25 protein-coding genes are annotated in these 23,081 nt (G+C 70.9%); 11 read left to right on the top strand and 14 right to left on the bottom strand.

All coding sequences use genetic code 11. The features are described 5' to 3' along the window. Window positions 1-122: 122 nt before the first annotated feature. Window positions 123-458 (top strand): histidine triad nucleotide-binding protein, encoded by a 336-nt coding sequence (locus ACFWGZ_RS18690; RefSeq protein ID WP_382452781.1) that lies wholly within the window; start codon window positions 123-125, stop codon window positions 456-458. Here ACFWGZ_RS18690 and ACFWGZ_RS18685 read toward each other — a convergent pair. Both ACFWGZ_RS18685 and ACFWGZ_RS18680 read right to left on the bottom strand, forming a co-directional pair. After that, entirely contained in the window at window positions 439-1,047 is a 609-nt protein-coding gene (locus ACFWGZ_RS18685; protein ID WP_382452780.1) for an MBL fold metallo-hydrolase, read from the bottom strand. The genes ACFWGZ_RS18690 and ACFWGZ_RS18685 overlap by 20 nt on opposite strands. Next, on the bottom strand, window positions 1,044-1,718 hold the full coding sequence (locus tag ACFWGZ_RS18680; RefSeq protein ID WP_382452779.1) for a 2-phosphosulfolactate phosphatase: 675 nt from the start codon (window positions 1,716-1,718) through the stop codon (window positions 1,044-1,046). The genes ACFWGZ_RS18685 and ACFWGZ_RS18680 overlap by 4 nt, the downstream gene beginning before the upstream one ends. A gap of 27 nt (window positions 1,719-1,745) precedes the next feature. Between ACFWGZ_RS18680 and ACFWGZ_RS18675 the strand changes: the two genes are divergently transcribed. Both ACFWGZ_RS18675 and ACFWGZ_RS18670 read left to right on the top strand, forming a co-directional pair. After that, the gene (locus ACFWGZ_RS18675; RefSeq protein WP_382452778.1) at window positions 1,746-2,198 is read left to right on the top strand and encodes a ribose-5-phosphate isomerase; all 453 of its coding nucleotides are present in this window, start codon (window positions 1,746-1,748) and stop codon (window positions 2,196-2,198) included. After that, window positions 2,191-2,991 carry an Fpg/Nei family DNA glycosylase gene (locus tag ACFWGZ_RS18670; protein WP_382452777.1) on the top strand — a complete coding sequence of 267 codons (801 nt, stop codon included), beginning with the start codon at window positions 2,191-2,193 and terminating at the stop codon, window positions 2,989-2,991. Before ACFWGZ_RS18675 ends, ACFWGZ_RS18670 begins: the two co-directional genes overlap by 8 nt. A gap of 75 nt (window positions 2,992-3,066) precedes the next feature. Here ACFWGZ_RS18670 and ACFWGZ_RS18665 read toward each other — a convergent pair whose 3' ends face one another. From ACFWGZ_RS18665 to ACFWGZ_RS18645, 5 genes are all read right to left on the bottom strand, one after another. Continuing rightward, on the bottom strand, window positions 3,067-3,804 hold the full coding sequence (locus ACFWGZ_RS18665) for a hypothetical protein (RefSeq protein WP_382452776.1): 738 nt from the start codon (window positions 3,802-3,804) through the stop codon (window positions 3,067-3,069). Window positions 3,805-3,861: 57 nt separating this feature from the next. Next, window positions 3,862-5,073: a GNAT family N-acetyltransferase gene (locus tag ACFWGZ_RS18660; RefSeq protein ID WP_382452775.1), complete on the bottom strand. Its 1,212-nt coding sequence runs from the start codon at window positions 5,071-5,073 to the stop codon at window positions 3,862-3,864. A 41-nt stretch (window positions 5,074-5,114) separates the two neighbouring features. Beyond that, window positions 5,115-6,467 (bottom strand): aldehyde dehydrogenase family protein, encoded by a 1,353-nt coding sequence (locus ACFWGZ_RS18655; protein WP_382452774.1) that lies wholly within the window; start codon window positions 6,465-6,467, stop codon window positions 5,115-5,117. Between the two features lie 103 nt (window positions 6,468-6,570). Next, the gene (locus ACFWGZ_RS18650; protein WP_382452773.1) at window positions 6,571-7,368 is read right to left on the bottom strand and encodes a DNA-3-methyladenine glycosylase family protein; all 798 of its coding nucleotides are present in this window, start codon (window positions 7,366-7,368) and stop codon (window positions 6,571-6,573) included. An 82-nt stretch (window positions 7,369-7,450) separates the two neighbouring features. Continuing rightward, window positions 7,451-8,059, bottom strand: coding sequence for a DsbA family protein (locus ACFWGZ_RS18645; protein WP_382452772.1), 609 nt, complete (start codon window positions 8,057-8,059; stop codon window positions 7,451-7,453). A 172-nt stretch (window positions 8,060-8,231) separates the two neighbouring features. Between ACFWGZ_RS18645 and pepN the strand changes: the two genes are divergently transcribed. Continuing rightward, window positions 8,232-10,793 (top strand): aminopeptidase N, encoded by a 2,562-nt coding sequence (pepN, locus tag ACFWGZ_RS18640; protein WP_382452771.1) that lies wholly within the window; start codon window positions 8,232-8,234, stop codon window positions 10,791-10,793. A 65-nt stretch (window positions 10,794-10,858) separates the two neighbouring features. Beyond that, complete coding sequence (locus ACFWGZ_RS18635; RefSeq protein ID WP_382452770.1) at window positions 10,859-11,494, top strand: GNAT family N-acetyltransferase; 636 nt, start codon at window positions 10,859-10,861, stop codon at window positions 11,492-11,494. Window positions 11,495-11,537: 43 nt separating this feature from the next. Here ACFWGZ_RS18635 and ACFWGZ_RS18630 read toward each other — a convergent pair whose 3' ends face one another. The 3 genes from ACFWGZ_RS18630 to ACFWGZ_RS18620 are packed head-to-tail and all read right to left on the bottom strand — an operon-like array spanning window position 11,538 to window position 13,460. Then, window positions 11,538-12,017 carry a DUF5130 family protein gene (locus ACFWGZ_RS18630; RefSeq protein WP_382452769.1) on the bottom strand — a complete coding sequence of 160 codons (480 nt, stop codon included), beginning with the start codon at window positions 12,015-12,017 and terminating at the stop codon, window positions 11,538-11,540. Further along, a complete protein-coding gene (locus ACFWGZ_RS18625) occupies window positions 12,004-12,249 on the bottom strand; it encodes a hypothetical protein (RefSeq protein WP_382452768.1) in 246 nt (81 codons plus the stop codon). The genes ACFWGZ_RS18630 and ACFWGZ_RS18625 overlap by 14 nt, the downstream gene beginning before the upstream one ends. Window positions 12,250-12,269: 20 nt before the next feature. Further along, window positions 12,270-13,460, bottom strand: a complete 1,191-nt coding sequence (locus ACFWGZ_RS18620) for an MFS transporter (protein WP_382452767.1) — start codon at window positions 13,458-13,460, stop codon at window positions 12,270-12,272. A 354-nt stretch (window positions 13,461-13,814) separates the two neighbouring features. On the opposite strand from ACFWGZ_RS18620, the gene ACFWGZ_RS18615 reads away from it, so the two are divergent. Next, a complete protein-coding gene (locus tag ACFWGZ_RS18615) occupies window positions 13,815-14,174 on the top strand; it encodes a hypothetical protein (RefSeq protein ID WP_382452766.1) in 360 nt (119 codons plus the stop codon). Between the two features lie 17 nt (window positions 14,175-14,191). Here the strand turns inward: ACFWGZ_RS18615 and ACFWGZ_RS18610 are convergent, their stop codons facing one another. Continuing rightward, a complete protein-coding gene (locus ACFWGZ_RS18610) occupies window positions 14,192-14,860 on the bottom strand; it encodes an HNH endonuclease (RefSeq protein WP_382452765.1) in 669 nt (222 codons plus the stop codon). Between the two features lie 151 nt (window positions 14,861-15,011). On the opposite strand from ACFWGZ_RS18610, the gene ACFWGZ_RS18605 reads away from it, so the two are divergent. From ACFWGZ_RS18605 to ACFWGZ_RS18590, 4 genes are all read left to right on the top strand, one after another. Beyond that, complete coding sequence (locus ACFWGZ_RS18605) at window positions 15,012-17,108, top strand: prolyl oligopeptidase family protein (protein WP_382452764.1); 2,097 nt, start codon at window positions 15,012-15,014, stop codon at window positions 17,106-17,108. 86 nt (window positions 17,109-17,194) lie between these two features. Beyond that, window positions 17,195-18,028 (top strand): mechanosensitive ion channel family protein, encoded by an 834-nt coding sequence (locus ACFWGZ_RS18600; RefSeq protein ID WP_382452791.1) that lies wholly within the window; start codon window positions 17,195-17,197, stop codon window positions 18,026-18,028. A gap of 142 nt (window positions 18,029-18,170) precedes the next feature. Further along, window positions 18,171-18,554, top strand: a complete 384-nt coding sequence (locus tag ACFWGZ_RS18595; protein WP_382452763.1) for a globin — start codon at window positions 18,171-18,173, stop codon at window positions 18,552-18,554. Window positions 18,555-18,610: 56 nt separating this feature from the next. Further along, window positions 18,611-20,203: a glycoside hydrolase family 13 protein gene (locus ACFWGZ_RS18590; protein ID WP_382452762.1), complete on the top strand. Its 1,593-nt coding sequence runs from the start codon at window positions 18,611-18,613 to the stop codon at window positions 20,201-20,203. On the opposite strand, the gene ACFWGZ_RS18585 is transcribed toward ACFWGZ_RS18590, so the two are convergent. The 3 genes from ACFWGZ_RS18585 to ACFWGZ_RS18575 all read right to left on the bottom strand — a co-directional run bounded on the left by ACFWGZ_RS18585 (window position 20,131) and on the right by ACFWGZ_RS18575 (window position 22,451). Then, window positions 20,131-21,324: a low temperature requirement protein A gene (locus ACFWGZ_RS18585; protein WP_382452761.1), complete on the bottom strand. Its 1,194-nt coding sequence runs from the start codon at window positions 21,322-21,324 to the stop codon at window positions 20,131-20,133. The two genes, ACFWGZ_RS18590 and ACFWGZ_RS18585, sit on opposite strands and share 73 nt — an antisense overlap. A gap of 76 nt (window positions 21,325-21,400) precedes the next feature. Beyond that, window positions 21,401-22,027, bottom strand: a complete 627-nt coding sequence (locus ACFWGZ_RS18580) for a hypothetical protein (protein ID WP_382452760.1) — start codon at window positions 22,025-22,027, stop codon at window positions 21,401-21,403. Continuing rightward, on the bottom strand, window positions 22,020-22,451 hold the full coding sequence (locus tag ACFWGZ_RS18575; RefSeq protein WP_382452759.1) for an acyl-CoA thioesterase: 432 nt from the start codon (window positions 22,449-22,451) through the stop codon (window positions 22,020-22,022). The genes ACFWGZ_RS18580 and ACFWGZ_RS18575 overlap by 8 nt, the downstream gene beginning before the upstream one ends. Window positions 22,452-22,544: 93 nt before the next feature. Between ACFWGZ_RS18575 and ACFWGZ_RS18570 the strand changes: the two genes are divergently transcribed. Next, window positions 22,545-23,042, top strand: a complete 498-nt coding sequence (locus ACFWGZ_RS18570; protein ID WP_382452758.1) for a DUF2975 domain-containing protein — start codon at window positions 22,545-22,547, stop codon at window positions 23,040-23,042. Window positions 23,043-23,081: the final 39 nt, after the last annotated feature.

The raw sequence follows: 23,081 nt of genomic DNA, 5'->3' as shown, positions 1-23,081 counted from the left end.
GCACGCCGATCGCGAAGCTGACGAGGCAGCGGACGACCACCAGCCAGGTGCCCTTCACCCGGTCATGGTCGGGCCCGGCGGGCACGGGCACCAGGGCACAACGGGCCCAATACGATGCCTCCGTGACCGACTGCCTGTTCTGCCGCATCGTCGCGGGCGAGATCCCGGCGTCCGTGGTGACGGAGACCGAGACGACGCTCGCCTTCCGCGACATCGACCCCAAGGCGCCCACGCACGTCCTGGTGATCCCCAAGGAGCACCACCGGGAGATCGGCGACGTCGACCCGCTGCTCGCGGGCCAGGTCCTCGCGACGGCGCACGAGGTCGCGAAGTCCGAGGGGATCGCCGAGACCGGCTACCGGCTCGTGTTCAACACCGGCGCACACGGCGGCCAGACCGTCTTCCACGTGCACTGCCACGTCCTCGGCGGCCGCGGCCTCAGCTGGCCCCCGGGATAGCCATCGACCGCACGAACGCCGCGTCGACCGGGTCCCCGTGGCCCGGCACGACGACACGCGGCTCCAGCTCGAGCAGCCGGTCGAGGACGGCGCGCCAGTTCGCCGGCGTGGCGTCCGGACCGGCCTGGGCGGGAGCGCCCTGCTCCACCAAGTCGCCCGCGAACACCACCCCGGCGTCGGGCACGTGCACGACCACGTCGTGCGAGGTGTGCGCCGGTCCGAAGTGGTGCAGGTCGACCCGGCGACCGCCGACGTCGAGCGTGACCACGTCCCGGAACGTGTGCGTCGGTGCGATCAGCCGGCCCTCGAAGGGGTCGGGGTGGTACGCGGCGCGGTCCGCGAGCAGCGACTCGTCGACCACGCAGTCCTCGTGCGCCCACACCTCGCACGGCAGGAACGCCTCGGTCGCCAGCACGTGGTCGAAGTGGTTGTGCGTCAACACGATCCGCGACGGGCGGACCTCGCGCGCGAACGCCGGGTCCAGGCCGGAGTCCACGAGCAGCGAATCACCTGATCCGGTGATGTAGCCCAGGGTCAGGTCGAGCTCCTCGTGCCGCCGGACGAACACCCCGGCCGCGATCTCGATCACCCGGACGCCACCAGGACCCCGTCGAGAAGCACGGGCGCCGCGCCGCTCACGTCGAGCTCGACCGCGAGGTCGACGTCCGCCGCGTGCCCGTTGCCGCTCAGCTCCAGTCCCGACGCGCAGTCCCGCACGGCCGCCGCGACGTCGGTGTTGCGGAACGCCGCCACGGCGAGCTGCGCCTCCGGCGACGCCTTGCCCGGCAGCGCCGCGAGCACCGCGCCGGCCCCCAGGTGGTCCTCGACGCACACCCGCAGCGGGCCGAACTCGCGCGACCCCTGCCGCAGGATGTTCAGTCCCCACCTCTCGCCGCCGGGGATCACGCCGATGGTCTCCCCCAGCTCGGCGGCCCGCCGCGCCACGGCCGAGGCGTTGCGCAGGCACGCCGCCAGCACGTGCCGCCCGGTCCCGGCCGCGAGCGCGCACAGGTTCGACCCGTTCGGCGACGGCAGCTCGACCTCGCCGGTCATCCCGGTGAGTGAGGCCGGGCGCAGCGTCCGCCCCGACTCCGGCACCCAGCGCGACGGGCGCACCCGGCCGCCGTTGCCGACCACCAGGTCGACGGACGTCGTGAAGGTCAGCACGTCGACGACGATCAGCACGTCACAGCCCTGCAGGGCCGTGACGCCCTCCGGTCCCCACTCCAGCCTCAGCTGGTACCCCTCCTGGCTGAACACACCCGCCAGCGTGCCAGACTCCGTGACGTGCGCGTTTATCTGGCAGCAGACCACGCGGGCTTCGAGCTGAAGTCCCACCTGTCCACGGCTCTGCGGGAGCAGGGCCACGAGGTCGTCGACGTCGGCGCCCACACCTACGACGCGCAGGACGACTACGTCTCGTTCTGCACCGACGCCGCCGAGAAGGTCGTCGCCGACCCCGGCAGCCTCGGCGTGGTGATCGGTGGTTCCGGCAACGGCGAGCAGATCGCCGCCAACAAGGTGAAGGGCGCCCGCGCCGCGCTGGCGTGGAACGTCTCCACCGCCCGGCTCGCCCGTGAGCACAACGACGCGAACCTCGTCGGCATCGGCGCCCGCCAGCACACCGCCGAGGAGGCGACGGAGATCGTCTCGGCGTTCCTCGGGACGCCGTTCTCGGGCGAGCCCCGGCACCAGCGCCGCATCGACCTCGTCAGCGAGTACGAGAGCAAGCGTGCCTGAGGGCCACACGCTGCACCGCCTCGCGCGGTTGCACCAGCGCCGGTACGCGGGCAGGCCGGTGTCCGTCAGCAGTCCGCAGGGCCGCTTCACGGCGTCCCTCGTGGACGGACGCACGCTCGTCCGCGCCGAGGCGCACGGCAAGCACCTCTTCCACGTCTACGGCCCGGACGCGATCGTGCACGTCCACCTCGGTCTCTACGGGACGTTCACCGAGTCGGAGCTGCCGGTCCTGCCGCCCGTGGGCCAGGTCCGCATGCGCATGGCCGGCGAGACGCACTGGACCGACCTGCGCGGCCCGACGGCGTGCGAGGTGCTCAACTCCGCCGAGGTCAAGGCGATCCGCAACCGGCTCGGGCCCGACCCGATCCGCCGGGACGCCGATCCGGGCCTCGCCTACGAGCGGATCGCCCGGTCGAAGCAGTCGCTCGCCGTGCTGCTGATGGACCAGAAGGTGCTCGCGGGCGTCGGCAACGTCTACCGCGCCGAGGTGCTGTTCCGGCACAACGTGAACCCGATGCTGGTCGGCACCAAGGTGAGTCGTGAGCTGTGGGACGCCATCTGGGCCGACCTGGTCGTGCTGATGAAGGACGGCGTGAAGGTCGGGAAGATCAACACCGTCCGCCGCGAGCACCTGCCGAAGGCGATGGGCCGGGCGCCGCGCACGGACCGGCACGGCGGTGAGGTGTACGTCTACCGCCGCGCCGGACAGCCGTGCTTCCTGTGCGGCACCGAGGTCCTGACCGCCGAACTGGCCGGCCGGAACCTCTTCTGGTGCCCCGTGTGCCAGGCCTGAGGATCGACTGGAAAAAGGGTCGGGGGCTGTTTTCGGGGTACGGCTGGAAAGTGCTCGGTTCGTGAGCACTTTCCGCTAGAAGTCGAAGCCGCCCATGTCGCCGAAGTCGAACCCGCCGGAGTCGCCCATGTCGGCGCCGCCCATGTCACCCATGCCCATGTCGCCGCCGAAGTCACCGGCGCCCATGTCGCCCATGCCGTAGTCGCCGATGCCGTGCATGCCCGAGAACATGGCGTCCATCAGCAGGAACGTGCCCACGCCCCACGCGCCGGCCACGAGCGCGGGCTTCCACCACGGCTCGGAGTACCAGCCACGCGGCACCGGGCGTCCCGCGACCATGCCGCCGGGGTAGTAGTAGGGCGTGCCCGAACCGGAGTGCGGCGACGCGGCGTACTGGTGGCCCTCGACGCTGACCTGGCGGTCCTCGCTGACGGCACCGGCCTGCTTCTGCCCCTGGCTCTCGGGCAGGGCGGGCCCGGGGTCCATGTCCATGGCCTGCCGCGCCGCGCGCACGTAGTGCAGGCCCTCCATCGCGGTCTCGGTGACCAGGCGGGCCTGCGGGATCGTGCGGGCCTGTTCCATCTGCGACCCGGCCGCCGTGAAGCGCTCGGACGCGTCCGCCAGCGCCTGGGTCGACGCGGCGTTGCTGCCCGTGAGGCTCATCACCTGCCCACCGAGGCGTTCGACCCAGCGACGGGCCTCCGCCTTGGCGTCGTCGAGCTCGCGCGCCTTGCGCGCGTTGCTCTGGCTGACCAGGTAGAACACACCCGCGACCAGCAGTACCAGCACTACAACCCAGACAACGGTGCCCACGGCTTTACCTCCCACAGCAGGTAAACCGTCAACGAGTGAACGGCGGCCGTAGTTCCGTCAGAACACCTCGGGGCAATGCGGCTCATGCGTACCGAGGAACGCGAACGTGAGCGCGTTGACATGTCCGGCCGTGTGTTCGACCACGCGATGCGCACGCCTGAGCACGGAAAGCCTTGTTCCACCGAGGTAGGCGCTGCCCAGCGCGGCGACGTCGAGCGTCACGTCCGCCGGGTCCTCCGTGCGCGTCACCACCGCCTCGCCGCCCTTCGCGGTCAGGCGCCAGCGGCCGGAGTTCCACGGGCACAGGTCGTCCTCGACCTCCAGCACACTGTCCACATCGGACGAGTAGCGGCGCAGCGGCAGCGCCTTCTCCACGTCGACGACCCGCAGCCACAACGCGTCGGTCAGCTCGCGCCGCACCTTGCGCGGGTTGTCGACCATGTGCAGGACCGGGTCGTCCGCGGCCGTGAAGAACGAGATGCTGCCGGCCAGGTCGAGGTCGAGCAGGAACCGGTAGAGGTCGGCGTAGGCCTGGTCGGTCTCGCAGACCAGCTCGCGCACGTGCAGCTCGTGCTTGGGTCCGCCGCGATCGCTGCTGTGCTTCACCCGGAACACCACATACCCCTCGGGGTGCAGGCAGTAGCGGTAGGACGTGAGACCGCCGCGATCGCGTTCGGCGTCGGAGAGGTGGACCTCCCACGACTTCTCCACGCGGCTCAGCCAGCCGGTCCGCACGCGGCGCACCCGGTCGTGGACCTCGCGCATGAACGGCATGGCCTCGTCGCGCGTGACCTGCCGGATCCGCGCCGGGCTCACGGACACGCCGGGGTGGAACGGCATCCGCGCCGGCATCGTCAGCATCGACAAGGCCGACGCGTACTCGCCGTAGCCGAACCTCCGGTAGATCGCGCCCTCCGACGCCCAGAGGATGCCGATCGACTCGCCGGCCTCGCGCATGGCGTGCAGCTGGGTCTTCATCAGCAACGACGCCATGCCACGCCGGCGGTGGCCCGGTTTGACGCCCACGACGGTCACCGCGCCGACGTCGGCCTGGACCCCGCCGGGGACGGTGAGCTGCCGGGTGAGGACGCCGCCGGTGCCGACCATCTCGTCGCCGTCGAACACGGCGTGCGCCCGCTCGGGCTCCAGCACCTTCAGCCAGCGGTGGTCCTCGACGGGTTCGTCGAGGAACGACCACGCGAACACCTGGTGGAACGCGGGGAGGTCGGATTCGGTGATGGTCCTGATGCTCAGCGCCGGGTCAGCCATAGCGGCAGTGATACGCCGCCACGGCGACTTCCGCAGCTCGATTACCGCTGGACCGACTTGATCTCGCAGAACTCGTCGAGGCCGAACCGGCCGAACTCGCGGCCGTTGCCGGACTGGCGGTAGCCGCCGAACGGCGCGCTCGTGTTGAACGCGGCGGCGTTGATGTCGACCTGACCGGTGCGCAGCCGCCGGGCCACGCGCAGCGCCCGGTCGGTGTCGGCGGAGAACACGGCGCCCGCCAGGCCGTAGATGGTGGAGTTGGCGATGCGCACCGCGTCGTCCTCGTCCGCGTACGGCATGACCGACAGGACCGGCCCGAAGATCTCCTCCTGGGCGATGGTCATCTCGGGCGTGACGCCGCCGAACACCGTCGGGGTGACGTAGAAGCCCTGTGGCAGCGGCGCTTCCGGCCCACCGGCGGCGAGCGTCGCGCCCTCCTCGACGCCCTGGCGGATGTAGCCGACGACGCGGTCGCGCTGCGCCTTCGACACGGCCGGCCCGATGCGGGTCGACGGCTCGGCCGGATCGGCCGGGGTGTACTTCCCCGCCGCGGCGGCGGCCAGTTCGACGGCCTCGTCGTGGCGGTCGGCCGGGACGAGCAGCCGGGTCCACGCGCTGCACGCCTGGCCGTTGTTCATGAACGAGTTGGCGACCGCGATCTTCACCGCACGGCCGAGGTCGGCGTCGTCGAGCACGATGCACGCCGACTTGCCGCCCAGCTCCAGCGCGACCCGCTTGACCGTCTCGGCCGCCACCGCCGACACCCGGCGCCCGGCCTTGGTCGACCCGGTGAACGAGACCATGTCCACGTCCGGGTGCGCGGCGAGCGCTTCGCCGACGACCGGCCCGGTGCCGTGCACGAGGTGGAACACGCCCTGCGGAACGGCCGCGGCGACGATCCCGGCGAGCAGGTCGGCGGTGCCCGGAGCGAGCTCGCTCGGCTTGAGCACGACGGTGTTGCCCGCGGCGAGCGCGGGGACGACCTTCGCGACCATCTGCTGCAGCGGGAAGTTCCACGGCGTGATGGCGGCGACGACCCCGACGGGCTCGCGGAAGACCAGCGAGTTGCCGATCTCCTCCGGCTCGAAGTAGCCGTTCTCGAGCACGGCCGCGACGCCCTCGGCGATGGAGATCGGGTTCGTGACCTGGACCTTCTGGCTGAAGGTGAGGGGCGTGCCCATCTCCCGGGTCATGGTGCGCGCGAGCTCGTCGGCCCGCTCCCGCAGGCCGTCGATGATCGCGCGGACGGCCTTGGCCCGTTCGGCGGCCGAGGTCTGCGACCACGCCGGGAAGGCCGCGACCGCCGCGGCCACGGCCGTGTCGACGTCGGCCGGCGTGCCCTCGGCGAGGGTGCCGACGACTTCCTCGGTGGCGGGGTTGACGACCTCGATCACGAGAGCCCTCCTGGCGGCGGTGTGACACTTGCGGCGCTTGCCGGGTCCAGAGTGTCACATCCACGGGCGGGGGTCACGCCGGCCGGGGCAGCGGGACCACTCGTCACCCGGACGGCACCGGCTCGCCCCGCAGCCGCTGCTCCCGCAGCACGCGCAGGTGCACCGAGGCCCACGTCCGGTAGGGCCGCCACGCCTGCGACACCTCGGCCAGCGGCCGGCCGTAGCGCTCGCGGACCTCGTCGGTCAGCCTGGACTCTTTGTGCGGCACGGCGTCCGGCGCGTTCGCCCCGCGCAGCACCACCAGCTCCGCCGCGAACGGGCCGAGCCCCTTGACCTGCTGCACCGCCAGCACTGCCGCCACGGGGTTCATCGCCCGCAACGCGACGGCGTCCAGCAGCCCGTCCAGCGCCGCCCGGGCCACCGCGCGCAGGTACTCGGGCTTGCGGCCGGGCAGGTCGAGGTCCGCCCGGAGCAGGGCGGACGGTGCCGGGAACACGCCGTCGACCATCAGCGACGCCTTGAGCCGCGCCCCCTGCGCCATGCCCGCGCGCTGCGACAGCACCGACCACGCCGCCGCCTCGTACGGCGAGTAGAAGCCGCACGGCCGCAGACCGGGGAACGCGGCCTGCGCCTCGGCGATCACCGGGTCGCGCGACGCCACGGCGGGCCAGCCGGAGCCGTCGACGTCGAGAGACAGGAACCGGCACACCTGTGCCGCGGCGAGGTCGAGGTCCCCCTCGCCGGAAAGGGACAACACGGCGGTGGCGCCGGCCTGGGTCACGGAGACCGAGGCACGACGCCACTCACCTTCGACCAGGAACGTCGAGCGCAGCTCCACGCCGTCGCGCCGAGGCAGCGCGGACGGCGTGAAGCCCTCCCAGAAGGCCCTGGACGTCGTCAACGACCAGGGTCCCCGAACTGCGACTTCGACTCGGTGGTCCGCCATGTCCCCAGACGTTAGCGACGACCCCCGACAGAAAATCTCAGCTGAAGTCCAAGTCGCCCGTACGGGTCCTCTTGAGCTCGAAGAAGTGCGGGTAGCCCGCCAGCAGCCGGGCGCCGTCGAAGATCGTGCCCGCCTCCTCGCCCCGCGGGATCTTCGTCAGCACCGGGCCGAAGAAGGCGACCCCGTCGATGTGGATGGTCGGCGTGCCGACGTCCATGCCGACCGGGTCCATGCCGCGGTGGTGCGACGCCCGCAGCGCCTCGTCGTACTCGGTCGAGTTCGCGGCCTCGGCGAGCTCGGCCGGGAGGCCGGCGTCCTCGAGAGCCAGCGGGATGACCTCGTCGAAGTCCTTCATGCCCTCGTTGTGGATGCGCGTGCCCATCGCCGCGTACAGCTTCGGCAGCACCTCGTTGCCGAACTTCTGCTCCGCCGCGATGGCGACGCGCACCGGACCCCAGCCCTTGGTCATGAGCTCCTTGTACTGCTCGGGCAGGTCGCGGCCCTCGTTCAGCACGGAAAGACTCATGACGTGGAAGCTCAGGTCGATGTCGCGGACCTTCTCCACCTCGAGGATCCACCGGGAGGAGATCCAGGCGAACGGACAAAGAGGGTCGAAGTAGAAATCGACCTTCGCCTTGTCGGCCATGCGTGCCCCTTCAGTCGCGTTCTGTCGCGTTGGGTGCGGTTGTCGCCCCATCAGCCCAACCAGATCACCCTGTCATCTCTTCCCGCGCGGCGCTTCCGTGATTGGATGCGGGAGTCATGACCATTCCGACGACGTCAGCGCGTAACCAGACGCGTGGCAGACGAGGTGACCAGTGGCCGCGCCCAACCTCACCCGCGACCAGGCTCAAGAACGTGCTGAGCTGCTGGAAGTGGAGTCCTACCGGATCGAGCTGGACCTGACCGACGGCGGCGGGAAGCCGGGTTCGGACACGTTCCGCTCCACCACCACCGTGGTGTTCCGCAGCCGGACTCCGGGTGCTTCCTCGTGGATCGACATCGTGGCGGCGACCGTGCACCGCGCTGTGCTCAACGGCAGCGAGCTCGACGTCTCCTCCTACCGCGAGGAGGACGGCGTCGTGCTGCCGGACCTCGCGGAGACCAACGAGCTCACGATCGAGGCCGACTGCCGGTACATGAACACCGGCGAGGGCCTGCACCGGTTCGTCGACCCGGTCGACGGCGGCGTGTACCTGTACTCGCAGTTCGAGACCGCCGACGCCAAGCGCATGTTCGCGTGCTTCGACCAGCCCGACCTCAAGTCGGTCTACTCGATGCGGGTCACGGCGCCGCACGACTGGAAGGTCATCTCCAACGGCGAGATCACCGCCACCGAGGACGGCGAGGGCGGCTCGGCCGTCCACACGTTCGCGACCACCAAGCCGATGTCGACCTACATCGTGGCCCTGGTCGCCGGTCCGTACGCCGAGTGGCGCGACGAGTTCGCCGAGGGCGACTTCAAGATCCCCCTCGGCATCTACTGCCGCGCCTCGCTCGCCCCGCACATGGACGCCGAGCGGCTGTTCACCGAGACCAAGCAGGGCTTCGGGTTCTTCCACAAGGCGTTCGGGGTGCAGTACCCGTTCGGCAAGTACGACCAGTGCTTCGTGCCGGAGTTCAACGCGGGCGCGATGGAGAACGCCGGCTGCGTCACGTTCCTCGAGGACTACGTCTTCCGCAGCCGCGTCACCCGCTACCTCTACGAGCGCCGCGCCGAGACCGTGCTGCACGAGATGGCGCACATGTGGTTCGGCGACCTCGTGACCATGCGCTGGTGGGACGACCTGTGGCTGAACGAGTCGTTCGCCACCTGGGCGTCCGTGCTGGCGCAGGCGGAAGCCACCGAGTACCGCCAGGCGTGGACGACGTTCGCGAAGATCGAGAAGTCGTGGGCGTACCGGCAAGACCAGCTGCCGTCGACGCACCCGGTCGCCGCGGACATCTCCGACGTGCAGGCGGTCGAGGTCAACTTCGACGGCATCACCTACGCCAAGGGCGCCTCGGTGCTCAAGCAGCTCGTCGCGTACGTGGGCCTGGAGAACTTCCTGGCGGGCCTGCGGGTCTACTTCGCCAAGCACGCCTGGGGCAACGCGACGCTCGCGGACCTGCTGGGCGCGCTGGAGGAGGCGTCCGGCCGCGACCTGTCGTGGTGGAGCGCGCAGTGGCTGGAGACGACGGGCCTGAACCTGTTGCGCCCCAAGTTCACCGTGGACGCGGACGGGAAGTTCACCGAGTTCGCCGTGCTGCAGGGCGGTGCCCGGCCGGGTGCCGGCGAGCTGCGCACGCACCGCATCGCGATCGGTGTCTACGACGCCGACGAGAACGGCAAGCTGGTCCGCACGCACCGCCACGAGCTGGACGTGACCGGCGACCGCACCGAGGTCCCGGAACTGGTCGGCGTGCACCGCGGCAAGATCGTGCTGGTCAACGACGACGACCTCACGTACTGCACGATGCGCCTCGACCCCGACTCGCTGGCCGCGCTGATCGACCACATCTCCGACATCGCCGAGCCGCTGCCGCGCACGCTGTGCTGGTCGGCCGCGTGGGAGATGACCCGCGAGGCCGAACTGAAGGCCCGCGACTTCGTGAACCTCGTCCTCGCGGGCCTCGGCTCCGAGACCGAGGTCGGCGTGGTGCAACGGCTCCTGCTGCAGGCCCAGACCTCGCTGTCGTCCTACGCGGACGACTCGTGGCGCGGCGAGGGCTGGCGCCGGTTCGTGGCGAAGGCGCTGGAGCTGGCGCGCGCCGCCGAGCCGGGGTCGGACCACCAGCTGGCGTTCGTGAACGCGCTGACGTCGTCGGTGCTCGACGACTCCACCGTTGACGTCCTGCGCGGCTGGTACGACGGCTCCGCGGTCCTGGAGGGCCTGGACGTCGACACGGACCTGCGCTGGCGCCTGCTGCAGGCCCTCGTCGCGCACGGCAAGGCCGGTCTCGCCGAGATCGACGCCGAGGAGGAGCGCGACCCGACCTCCACCGGTCACCGCCGCGCCCAGTCGACCCGCGCCCTGCGCCCGACGACCGAGGCCAAGGACGAGGCGTGGGACCGCGCCGTGAACGACGACGAGCTGCCCAACGCGGTCAGCGAGGCGATCATCGCGGGCATCTCGCACCCGAGCCAGAAGGAGCTGCTCGCGCCGTACGTCGAGCGCTACTTCGCCGACGTCAAGGGCGTGTGGGACCGGCGTTCGTCCGAGCGGGCGCAGTCGATGGTCGTGGGCATGTTCCCGGCGTGGTCGATCGCGAAGTCCACTGTGGAGGCCGCCGACGCGTGGCTGGCCGACGAGCACCCGCCCGCCTTGCGCCGGCTGGTGTCCGAGGGCCGCGCGGGCATCGTGCGCGCCCTGGCCGCGCAGGAGTTCGACCGGTCCTGACGAGGTGAAGTGGAAGCCCCGCACCGTGTTCGCGCGGTGCGGGGCTTTCGCATAACGTCGGGACCATGATCGGTGAACTGGTGGAACGCTGGCACCGCGGCTGGATCACGGCCGACGGGCTGACCTCCGAGTACCGCGACGGCCACCTGGTCGTCCACGTGAACCGGCCACACCGGCAGTACGAGTGGATCGCCACGGACGAGGCGGAGGTCGCGGCTCTGGCGAGGATCGTCGCCGCGTCGCGGGAACCGAACTGGCTCAGCGTCCCGACGGACGCGCCCGGGCAGGTGGTCGCCGAGGTCGAAGCGGCCGGACTGGTCGTGGCGCGGCCGGACGAGACGTTCATGAGGCGCGACCTCGCCGGCCACCCCGCACCGGAACCGCCCGCGGGCTACGTGGTGGAGGTGCGGAGGAATCCCGTCATCGGGGTGCGGGTGCTGGCGGACGGCGAGGAGGCGGCGAGCGGGCTGATGGCCGTCGTCGGCGAGGACGCTGTCGCGCACCGGATCAGCACCGAGGAGGCGCACCGGCGGCGCGGGCTCGGCAGTGTGGTGATGGGGACCCTCGTGCGGGAAGCCGTGCGGGACGGTGCCAGGACCGGGTTGCTGTTCTCCTCGACCGAGGGCGTGCACCTCTACCGCAAGCTCGGCTGGGAGAAGATCTCCGACCTCGTGGTCGCGCGGAACGGGGTCAGCGCGTAGAAAACGCCCCCGGCGGTGTCACCGGGGGCGTTCGCGGAAGAACTCAGGAGCGGGGTGCGGCGCCCGCCTGGTCGGTCAGCATGCGCAGGCCGGAGATCAGGCCGCCCGCGAGGTCGCCCTCCTTGAAGGACGCCACCATGCTCATCACCGCGAGCTTGGCCCCGCGGTCGGCGAGCCGGCGGTGCGACTCCTCGCCCGTCACGACCTCGACGACGCGCTCGCCCGGCGACACGGCCACGAGGACGTGGTGCGACGGGCGCTCGGTGGAGCCGTGCAGCTCCTCCGCGCGCTCGCGGGAGGACGAGCCGAGCTCGCCCAGGTACACGCTGAAGTCGAGGCCGGTCGCGCGGCTCGACAGCGTCAGCGCCTCGTCCAGCTGCGCGAGCTGGGTCGGCGTGAACGGCAGCTCCGGCACGTGCGGCTCGTACATCTTCGCCGCGGACACCCGGCCGCTGTTCGTCACGACCGCACCGAGCGGCAGCGTCGCGGGGTCGACGACCTCGATCGCCTTACCAGTTGCCACGGGCACCTCCCTTGGCCGTCGAACCCGGGGCAACGGGCTCGGCAGCGCCGTGGTGGTCCGCGCTCAACCCGGCCGGGTTCGCGCTCCACCACACCGGGGCGTAGCCCCACTCCTGGCCGGGCCGGTACCGGGGAATCCGGGTGGCCTTTGGCCTCACCGTCAGCAGCGTGATCACGCCGTAGATCGCCAGCGGGATCAGCGCGAAGACGAGAACGGTCTCCACGATGGTCACGGCGGGTACGGTAGCCGAACTCAGCCGCGCGCGAGCGGCCGGGCCAGCAAGATCGCGGTCAATCCCACGATCGAGCCCGCCACGACGTAGACGGTCCCGATCGACGTGGCCGCCGCGAGCGGCCCGGAGAGTCCCGCGCCGAGCGGGGACAGCCCCCACGCGAGCACCCGGTAGGCGCTCGTCACCCGGCCCATCACCGGCCCCGGCGTGAGCCGCTGCCGCCGGGTCGCGGACAGCACGTTCCAGCCCGCCGCCGCCAGCCCGCACAGCAGGCACGCGACGACCGCGGCCGGGAGCCGGGGCACGAGCCCGAACACCGCGAACGCGACCGCGAGCAGCGCCAGGAACCCGACCATGACGCGGCCGGCGCCCCACCGCGCCGCGAGCCGCGGCGACAGCCAGGCCCCTAGCAGAGCACCGGCCGCCATGCACACGACGAGGCCGGGAACCACCGGTTCGGCGAGGCCGAGCACCTGGATGGAGTAGAGCGCCAGAACGGCGTTGACCGCGGCCGCGGCGAAAGATGTGATTGCAACGGCAACCACCAGTGACCGCAGCCCCGGGGTGCGCACCAGGAACCGCGCCCCCTGCAGCACCTGCCCGCGAAGATCGCCGCGGGACCGGCGGGGCGCGACGTCCGGGACCCGGGACACGAGCACCGCCGCGACCACGAACGACAGCGCGTCGAGCGCGAAGCAGGCCGCCGGCTCCCACCAGAACAGCACCGCGGCGGCCAGCGGACCGGCGAGGTCCATGCCGATGGTCTCGAGGGCGACGAACCTGCCGTTGGCGGCCTCCAGCTCCCCCGGCCCCGCCAGTTCGACGAGCAGCACCTGCGAGGCCGAGTCCGCGAACGTCTCGGCGGAGGTCAGCACGAAAGCCGTGGCGCACAAGACGACGACCGTCGCGTGTCCGGTGTGGACCGCCAGCGCGAGCGAACCGGTCACCCCGGCCCGCACCCAGTGGGCCGCGACGACCACGGTGCGCGGCCGCCACCGGTCGACCAGCGCGCCCGCCGGCATCGCGACGAGCAACCAGGGCAGGGTGAGCGCGACGGCGACGGCGGACACCGCGAGCGGGCTGCGGGTGGCCGAGGCCGTGAACAGCGGCAGCGCGACGACGCGCACCCCGTCGCCGACGAGCGACACGGCCCAGGCGGCGGTGAGGCCCCGGAAACCCGGCCCACGCACGCCTTTCGCGGTGTGACGCATGTCATGTTCCATCGATCCGCACACTACAGAGCGTGTCGACACCGGCCAGTAAGGGCAATGAGCGCTCTCGTGCGGCGCAGCGGTTACGCCCGGTCAGGCCTCACCCGGTCGGAGGCGAACGGGTGCCGGTTTGGGGTCTTGTTCCCGGAACATCCACCTCCTAGCTTTTCACCTATACGGGTCTTGCGCACCCGCCCCGAACGAGCTGGAGGACACAAAATGTTCACGATGACCCGCCCCCAGGCCGTGACCTCCACTCTTCCGCGCTACATGGACGATTCAGTCCGTATTACTGCCAGTGACTCCGTCCGGATCACGAGGGACGACTCCGTTCGGATCACGGCGTCGGATTCGGTGCGGATCACGGCGGCCGACTCGGTGCGCATCACGGCGAGCGATTCGGTCAGGATCACGATGTCCGACTCGGTGCGCATCACGATGGACGACAGCGTCCGCATCACGGCGGAGGACGACTCGGTCCGCATCACCATGGACGACTCGGTGCGCATCACCGCGCACGACGACAGCGTCCGCATCACCGCCCAGCGCGACGACTCGGTCCGCATCACGGCGCACGACGACTCGGTCCGCATCACGGCGCACGACGACTCCGTGCAGATCACGGCGCACGACGACAGCGTCCGCATCACGGCGCAGCACGACGACTCCGTGCGCATCACCGCACGTCAGAACGACTTCTCCCTCGCGGCCTGACCGCCGGGAACGGCAGATCAGGCCGCGGGCTCACCCAGGTACGGCAACCACTGCGGATCGGCCTCCGCCACGCCGGCGAGCAACCGCCAGTGCGGGCCGCGCGGCGCCGCGGGAACGACGCGCAGCCGCCAGCCCAGCTCGGACAGCAGCTTGTCCGCCTTCCGGTGGTTGCACTTCGCGCAGCAGGCGACGCAGTTGGTCCAGGTGTGAGGTCCGCCACGCGAGCGCGGCACGACGTGGTCGATCGTCTCGGCCCGCCCGCCGCAGTAGGCGCAGCGATAACGGTCGCGGTGCATGAGCCCGGCACGGGTCATCGGCACGCGGCCGCGGTAGGGAACGCGCACGTACGTGCTCAGCCGGATCACGGACGGCACGAGCACCTCGGACTTCGACGAGTGCAGCACCAGCCCGGAGGCGTCTCCGTGCACGACTTCGGCCTTGCCGCACACCACCAGCACGACCGCGCGGCGCAGCGACAGCGCCGTGAGCGGCTCGAACGTGGCGTTCAGCAGCAGCACCTTGCGTCTGCCCCAGGGGAAGAACGCCGGTGTCTGACCGGAACCTCCCCCGTCTCGATCCCCATCCGGCACAGCCCTGAGCTCGGGCTGGTTGCGGCATGGGGGGACCGTCGGCGCCGTCTCGCCGCGGGGCGAGCCGCCGACAGGGGTCGGTTGTCGGTCTGGCACGCGACCACCTCCACCGGGTCAGCCCTAGGAGACCACACTTACCAGGAAAAAATCACGTGTGATAAGTGACGCGTCATTGATGTGTGATCGAACCCGGGGTGAAGCGGCTCCCTAACGGGGATCGTTTTCAACAGCCGCTACCCTTGCCCAGGTGACAGAAGCTCCTTCCACGCCGCTGCCTGCGACGATCACCTACCCGGTCGCCGAGCGGCTGAACCTCGCCGAGCAGATCCACGGGCGCACCGTCGCCGACCCGTACCGCTGGCTCGAGGACACGTCGGACCCCCGCACCGGGGAGTGGTCGCGGGCGCAGGACGTGCTCGCCCGCTCCTGGCTGGACGCGATGCCCGGCCGCGAGCGCCTCGGCGCCCGGCTGAAGGAGCTGACGCGCACCGGTTCGGTGTCCACGCCGACCTGGCGCGCCGGCAGGGCGTTCTTCACCCGCCGCGGTCCCGAGCAGGACCACCCCGTCGTCCTGGTGCGCGAGGCCGACGGCAGCGAACGCGTGCTGCTCGACGTGAGCGCGCTCGACCCGTCCGGCGCCACCACCCTGGACAGCTGGTCCCCCAGCCTCGAGGGCACGCTGCTCGCCTACCAGGTGTCCGTCGGCGGCAACGAGCACTCGCTGCTGCACGTGGTCGACGTCGAGACCGGCGAGCTCGTCGAGGGCCCGATCGACCGCTGCCGCTACTCCGCCATCGGCTGGCTGCCCGGCGGCGAGGAGTTCTTCTACGTCCGCCAGCTCGACCCGGCGCTCATGCCCGAGGACGAGAAGCTGTTCCACCGCCGCGTGTGGCGCCACCGCGTCGGCACGGACCCCGCCACGGACCTCAACGTGCACGGCGACGACCAGGCGCACACCTTCTACTACACGCTGAACCTCTCGCACGACGGCCGCTGGCTGGTCGTGAGCGGGGCGCCCAGCACGCTGAAGCACGACTCCGTGTGGATCGCCGACCTGCACGGCGACGCCGAGCTCAAGCCCGTCGTCCTGTCCGACGCGGGCGTGCAGTGCTCCGCGTCGGTCGCCCGCGACGGCAGGCTCTACCTGCACACGAACCACGGCGCGCCCCGGCAGCGCCTCTGCGTCGCCGACCCCGCGAACCCCACCGAGTGGACCGAGCTCATCGCCGAGGAGCCCGACTCGGTGCTCGACGGCGTGCGCTGGCTCGGCGGCGACCTGGTGGTGCTGCGGACCCGGCACGCGGTGTCCGAGCTGCACCTGCACGACGCCGCGACCGGCGCACACCGGCGCGAGATCCCGCTCCCCGGCACCGGCTCGCTGCACGGCCTGTCCGTCGTGGACCCCCTGACCGGCCACGACCAGGACACCGTCTGGTTCGGGTGGACGGACTTCGTGACGCCGCAGGCGGTGTACCGGTTCTCCGCCACGACCGGCGAGACGGTGCTGCACGAGGCGGCGCCCGGCCACGTCGACCTGCCCGCCGTGACGACCCAGCAGATCGCGTACACGTCGAAGGACGGCACGACGGTCCGGATGTTCGTCGTGAGCGGCGAGCAGCGGCCCGACCTGCCCCGTCCCGCGCTGCTGACCGGCTACGGCGGCTTCGCGATCGGCCGCGGCCCCGGCTACAGCGCGACCACGCTGGCGTGGGTCGAGGCGGGCGGTGTCTGGGTGCACGTGTCGCTGCGCGGGGGCGACGAGGAGGGCGAGGAGTGGCACCTCGCCGGCATGCGCGCGAACAAGCAGAACGTCTTCGACGACTTCCACGCCGCGGCGGAGCGGCTGATCCGCGACGGGTGGACCACGCCGCAGCAGCTCTCGATCATGGGAGGCTCCAACGGCGGCCTGCTCGTCGGCGCCGCCCTCACGCAACGCCCGGAGCTCTACGCCGCCGTGGTGTGCTCAGCACCACTGCTCGACATGGTGCGCTACGAGAAGTTCCTGCTCGGACGCCTGTGGGCGGACGAGTACGGCAGCGCAAGCGTTTCCGAGGAGCTGGGCTGGCTGCTCTCCTACTCGCCTTATCACCAAGTGGTAACGGACGTTGAGTACCCTTCCGTGTTGTTCACGGTGTTCGAGTCGGACTCCCGCGTGGATCCCAACCACGCCAGGAAGATGTGCGCGGCGTTGCAGCACGCCACGTCGAGTGATCCGACCAAGCACCCCGTGCTGATCCGCCGCGAGACCGAGGTCGGTCACGCGGGCCGGTCCGTCAGCAGGACGGTGTCTCTCGCCGTGGACCAGCTGACGTTTCTAGCGAATGCCACCGGCATGGAGTTGTAGGAGGGCACGACCACGTGACGAGTCCCGTGGATGACGTCGCCAACAGGACCGCGCAGGCGGTGGGCTTCTTCGAGAAGTACGGCCCGATGATCCTCGCGGGCGCGATCAAGATCGTCGTGATCCTGATCGCCGCCTTCGTGCTCAGGGCCGTGCTCCGCAAGATCATCGACCGGATCACCATCCCCGGCAAGGAAGGCAAGAAGCCGGGGCTGCTCAAGCCGTTGCGGGAACGCGCTCCGCAGGCGCTCGGGAACCTCATCTCGGAGCGCCGCGAGCAGCGCGCCCGCACGATCGGCTCGGTGCTGAAGTCGATCGTCACGATCCTGATCTTCGGAATCGCGTTCCTGGAGATCATGATCGTGGTCGGGCTCGACATCACGCCCGTGCTGACCTCGGCGGGCATCCTGGGCGTGGCCATCGGCTTCGGCGCCCAGAACCTGGTGAAGGACTTCCTGTCCGGCATGTTCATGCTGCTGGAGGACCAGTACGGCGTCGGCGACGTCGTCGACCTGGGCCCGTCGATCAGCGGCACCGTCGAGGCGGTCGCCCTGCGCACCACCACGATCCGCGACACCGGCGGCACGGTCTGGTACGTCCGCAACGGCGAGATCCTGCGCGTCGGCAACTCGTCGCAGGGCTTCGCGGTCGCGGTCGTCGACCTGCCGCTGAGCTACGGCGCGAACCTCGCCGAGGCCACCGGCGTGCTGGAGCGGCGGGCGGCCGAGGTGGCCGAGAAGGAACCGCTGAAGTCGGACATCACGGCCAAGCCCGACGTGCTCGGCGTGGAGAAGTTCACGCCGGAGGGCATCACGCTGCGGGTCACCGTGAAGACGCGCCCCGGCCGCCAGTGGGCGGTGCAGCGCAACCTCCGCGCGCAGCTCATGCCCGCGCTGGAGGAGGCCGGTTTCACCGCCAAGTAGGTGTCAAGCCGGGATGCCGGGTGAGGTAGAACACGCATTCGATGCGGTGATCACCCGGCGTCCTGCCAGTTCACCCGCCTATGGCGCGACCAACACCCGGGGTGGTCTGCACCCGGCGGCCCGCGTGAGTCAGGATGGACGGGTGGGAAACCCCGTGAGCTTCTTCGAACAGGTCGGTGGCGAGGAGACGTTCCACCGCATCGTCGCGCGCTTCTACCAAGAGGTGAAGTCCGACGACGTCCTCCTCCCCCTGTACCCGGAAGAGGACCTCGGACCTGCGGAGGAGCGGCTGCGGCTGTTCCTGGTGCAGTACTGGGGCGGCCCCCACACCTACTCGGACAACCGGGGCCACCCGAGGCTGCGGATGCGCCACGTGCCGTTCAAGATCGGCCCGGTCGAGCGGGACGCGTGGCTGCGCTGCATGAGGATCGCCGTCGACGAAGCCGGCCTGGACGAGGCCCACCGCAAGCAGCTCTGGGACTACATGGAGATGGCGGCCAACAGCTTGATGAACAGCTGGTCCTGACCCCCATCACCCGTTCGGGCCCTTTGGCAGCGAGACGAATGGCAGGATGACCCCTCGTGCGACGATCCTCCGACCTCACCCCTGAGATCGACGAAGAAGCAGCCTGGTGGCATGACGCCGTCTTCTACCAGGTGTACGTGCGCTCCTTCGCCGACTCCAACGGCGACGGTGTCGGCGACCTCGAAGGCATCCGGTCCCGCCTCGGTTACCTGGAGCTGCTCGGGGTCGACGCCCTCTGGCTCACCCCGTTCTACCGCTCGCCGATGGCCGACCACGGCTACGACGTGGCCGACCCGCGCGACGTCGACCCGATGTTCGGCGACCTGGCGGCGTTCGACCGGCTGGTGGCGGACGCGCACGAGCACAACATCCGGGTGACCGTCGACCTGGTGCCGAACCACACGAGCGACCTGCACGAGTGGTTCCAGGAGGCCCTGCAGGCGGGTCCCGGCAGCATGGAGCGGTCGCGCTACATCTTCCGCGAGGGCCGCGGCTTCGACGGCTCGCAGCCGCCGAACAACTGGGTGTCCGTCTTCGGCGGCCCCGCCTGGACCCGCGTGCCCGACGGCCAGTGGTACCTGCACCTGTTCGCGCCGGAGCAGCCCGACCTCAACTGGGAGCACCCGGAGGTCCGCGCCGACCTGGAGCACACGCTGCGCTTCTGGCTCGACCGCGGCGTCGACGGCTTCCGCATCGACGTGGCGCACGGCATGGCCAAGCCCGAGGGCCTGCCGGACATGGAGATCCGGGTCCAGGCGCCGGGCGTGCTGTCCGACGACGCGCACGACCCGCGCTTCGACAACGACGGCGTGCACGAGATCCACCGCATGATCCGCAAGGTCATGGACGGCTACCCCGGCACCATGGCCGTCGGCGAGATCTGGGTGAAGGACGACGAGCGCTTCGCCGCCTACGTCCGCCCCGACGAGCTGCACCTGGGCTTCAACTTCCGGCTGGTCGAGGCGGGCTTCGACGCCGACGCCGTCCGCGGGGCGATCGAGCACTCGCTCGCGGCCGTGGCGCTGTCGGGCACCCCGGCCGCGTGGACGCTGTCGAACCACGACGTGGTGCGGCACGTGACCCGCTACGGCGGCGGCGCGCTGGGCGAGCAGCGGGCCCGCGCCATGACGCTGGTCGAGCTGGCCCTGCCGGGCGTGATCTACCTCTACAACGGTGAAGAGCTCGGCCTGCCGAACGTGGAGCTGCCGGACTGGGCCCTGCAGGACCCGACCTGGGAGCGCTCGGGCCACACCGAGCGCGGCCGCGACGGCTGCCGCGTGCCGATCCCGTGGGAGGGCACCTCGCCCCCGTTCGGGTTCTCGACGGCCGCGAACACCTGGCTGCCGCAGCCGAACGAGTGGGACCACCTCACGGCTGAGGCGCAGCTGGAGGACCCGGGCTCGATGCTGTCGCTGTACCGCGAGGCGCTCGAGCACCGCAAGTCCAGCACGTCGTTCGCCGGCACCGAGCTCGAGTGGTACGGCGCCCCCGCGGGCTGCTTCGCGTTCCGGCGCAAGGGCGGCGGGCTGATCTGCGCGCTGAACACGTCCGGTGCGTCGGTGCCGCTGCCGCCCGGTCAGGTGCTGCTGTCGTCCGGCCCGATGGACGGCGACCAGCTGCCGCCCGACACGGCCGTCTGGCTGGTCTGAGACCTGCCCTCCACGACGAACAGGGCACCGAACACGAGCACGAGCGCGGCCACCTGAGCGATCGCGAGCCACAGCCCGATCGGGACCGTGGCGAGCGAGGCGACGGTGGCCGCCACGCGCCACCGCACGGTGCCGATGCCGAGCAGCGCCCGGAACACCACCTGGCCGAACAGGAAGAGCGCGGCGCCCGCCCCCAGGGCGAGCGCGCCGCTGAGGTACAGGTGCTCCGTGGCGTGGCCGATGGTCTTCTTCACGCCCACCGCCACCACGACGATGCCGAGCAGCATCGGCGCGTGCGCCCAGCCGAACGCGGACAGCGCCTTCCTGGCCCGCTGCACCGGTGACAGGGCGGCGAGGCCGTGTTCGGCGCGCACGTCCTGGTCGTGGCCGAAGTAGCACCACCACAGCTGGTAGACGAGCGCGAGACCGAGCAGGGCGGCGATCACGAGCGGCGGGGTGAGCGGCAGGCCGGCCGCCCCGACGCCGATCGCGATGATCGACTCGCCGATCGCGATGATGACCACGAGCCCGTGCCGCTCCACGAAGTGCGCCGAGCGGATGCGGAACTCGCCGTGCCGCCGGTTCACGTACGGCGAGACGACCATCAGCACCACGGCCGCCGTCCAGGCCGCCGCGCGCGCCAGTGGCGGGAGGAACCCGCCGAGGAACACCAGACCGGCCGAGCCGAGGTTGAACGGCGCCAGGCGGGCCATCGCCGCCGCCGAGCCCGGTCCGCCCGCCGAGATGAACAGGCCGGAGTGCACCAGGTTCACGATCAGGTAGCCGATGCCGAACGCGACCCCGGCGGTACCGAAGGCGTTCGGGACGGCGAGCGCGATGACGAGGAAGCCGCCCATGCCGGCCACGAGCAGCAGGCGCCGCCCGGTGGTCGTCGGCGGGACGGCGTTCGTGAGCCAGACGTACCCGAAGTACATCCACAGGATCACGAACAACATGATCACGACCTGCGCGAACCCGCGCGGCGACGTGTCGTCGGCCAGCGTGCGGGTCAGCTGCGTGATCGTGAAGACGAAGACGAGGTCGAAGAACAGCTCCAGCGTCGAGACGCGGTACTCGGTCTCGACGCGAGCCTCATCGGTCAAATGCGCATCAGCGGACACGCGCGACATGGTGCCACGCGCATCCGCTTGGGGCGCAGGGTTTTCCCGGACAGCGAACCTGCACCTAGCTCCAGGTTCAGACGATCAGCGGCAGCATCGAGTGCCGGCGGCGGACCACGGCGCCGAACTTGGCGTCGATCCGCAGCCACGCGTCGGTCGCCGTCACCCGCACGTCGCCGTCGTCGGCGAGGAAACCCATGCCCGACAACGCGAACAGGCACCGCAGCGGGATCTTCACGTCCAGCCCGGACCCGGTGACGGTCAGCACCGTCTGGTCGAGCAGCGACGCGGGCGGCGTCCCCTGCGGCCCGGTGTTCTCCCGCGCGACCTCGACGCCCTCGTCCGCGATGTCCGACACGACCGCGACGGGCAGATGGTCGACCAGCAGCCAGCCCTCGGCGGGCGGCAGCGCCGAACGCCACATCAGGTCCTTGGCGGGACCGGGGTCGATCCGTTCGTCCCGCATGACCGCGAGACCGGTCAGCAGCTCGGACCCGGCTACCGTCACGTCGGCCGGGTTCGCCTGTCCCGCAACGGTTCGCGTGGCGAGCGTGTCGAACGGCGTGGCGACCCACGCGTCGAGCAGCTGCTCGTCCCGGTTGCGCAGCCGCACGACGGCCTGCCCGTCCAGCCGCACCGCACGGGCCGCGAACGCCCCGAGGTCGTCTCTCTCGGCCGCGTCGGCCAGCACCAGCTCAGGCACCACTACCCCCTGCCCGCCACCCGGCGAGAAAATCGCGTTCCGCGTCGGTCAGCCGACGGGGTCGCGCGGTCGTCACGTTGTACGGCGCCATCAGCGTCTCCGCCCTGGTGACCACAGGGCTGTCCGGCTCACGGCTGCCGCGCACCACGTAGTCGAGCGTGAACGACGCGGACTTGAGCTCCCGCACCGACATCTCGACCACGATGTCCTCACCGGTGAACACGATCGGCGCGAGGTAGTCGACGACGAGCTTCGCCACGACCATGCCCTCGGCCATCTCCTTCACCCCGTGGCGCGCGGCCTCGGTGAAGAGCAGCTCGATGCGGGCCTCTTCGAGCAACGTCACCGTGTTCGCGTGGTTGACGTGGCCGAACGCATCCATGTCCGACCACCGCGGTCGCACACCAGTGACGAAGACACCCATGCACGGACCCTACCGCTCACGACCGCGCGAACCTTCACAGGACCTCCACACGAGACGATTGAAAATCGATAGGCAGCTCTCGATACTCGATGTATGTCACGAGCACTGGTGATCTTCCTGCAGTCCCTGCTCGCCGTCGCGGTCCTCGGAGGGCTCTTCGCGCAGGCCGTGGTGATCCCGACGACGGCCGCGGACGAGGCGGAGCTGTTCCCGCCCTACGAGTCCGTGCGGATTCCGCTGGTCGTCCTGGCGGTCCTCTTCGTCCTGTGCCTGCAGGTCCTCGCGGTGGCGCTGGGGGCGATGCTGCAGAGGGCGGTCGACGACGCGGTCTTCGAGCCCGGCGCGGTCACCTGGACCAACGTCGCGATCGGCGCGATCTCCGGCGGCGGCCTGGTGCTCGCCGTGCTGTTCGTCTACGTCACGTTCGCCGAGATCCCCTCCCCCGTCGACGGCATGGAGGTCCTGGGGGTCTGGATGGGCGCCGGCGCGGGGACGGTCGCCGCGGCCGGGGTGGCGCTGCTGGTCGTCGTCGGCCGGCACTGGCTGCGCCGGGCGATCGCGCAGCGCGTGGAACTCGAGCACATCGTCTGACGTTCTACAGAGCACCGGGGCGCCGCGAAGGGGATTTCG

The organism is Lentzea sp. NPDC060358 (assembly GCF_042725365.1).
Taxonomy (GTDB): Bacteria; Actinomycetota; Actinomycetes; order Mycobacteriales; family Pseudonocardiaceae; genus Lentzea.
Note: the sequence above shows the minus strand (reverse complement) of the source record. Positions and strands in the feature narration are given on the sequence as shown.

Coding starts and splice junctions, on each gene's coding strand:
- ACFWGZ_RS18660 (WP_382452775.1), bottom strand. CDS start 5,073: ATGGCTGACCCGGCGCTGAGCATCAGGACCATCACCGAATCCGACCTC.
- ACFWGZ_RS18645 (WP_382452772.1), bottom strand. CDS start 8,059: ATGGCCGACAAGGCGAAGGTCGATTTCTACTTCGACCCTCTTTGTCCG.
- ACFWGZ_RS18635 (WP_382452770.1), top strand. CDS start 10,859: ATGATCGGTGAACTGGTGGAACGCTGGCACCGCGGCTGGATCACGGCC.
- ACFWGZ_RS18620 (WP_382452767.1), bottom strand. CDS start 13,460: ATGCGTCACACCGCGAAAGGCGTGCGTGGGCCGGGTTTCCGGGGCCTC.
- ACFWGZ_RS18600 (WP_382452791.1), top strand. CDS start 17,195: ATGATCCTCGCGGGCGCGATCAAGATCGTCGTGATCCTGATCGCCGCC.
- ACFWGZ_RS18575 (WP_382452759.1), bottom strand. CDS start 22,451: ATGGGTGTCTTCGTCACTGGTGTGCGACCGCGGTGGTCGGACATGGAT.
- ACFWGZ_RS18570 (WP_382452758.1), top strand. CDS start 22,545: ATGTCACGAGCACTGGTGATCTTCCTGCAGTCCCTGCTCGCCGTCGCG.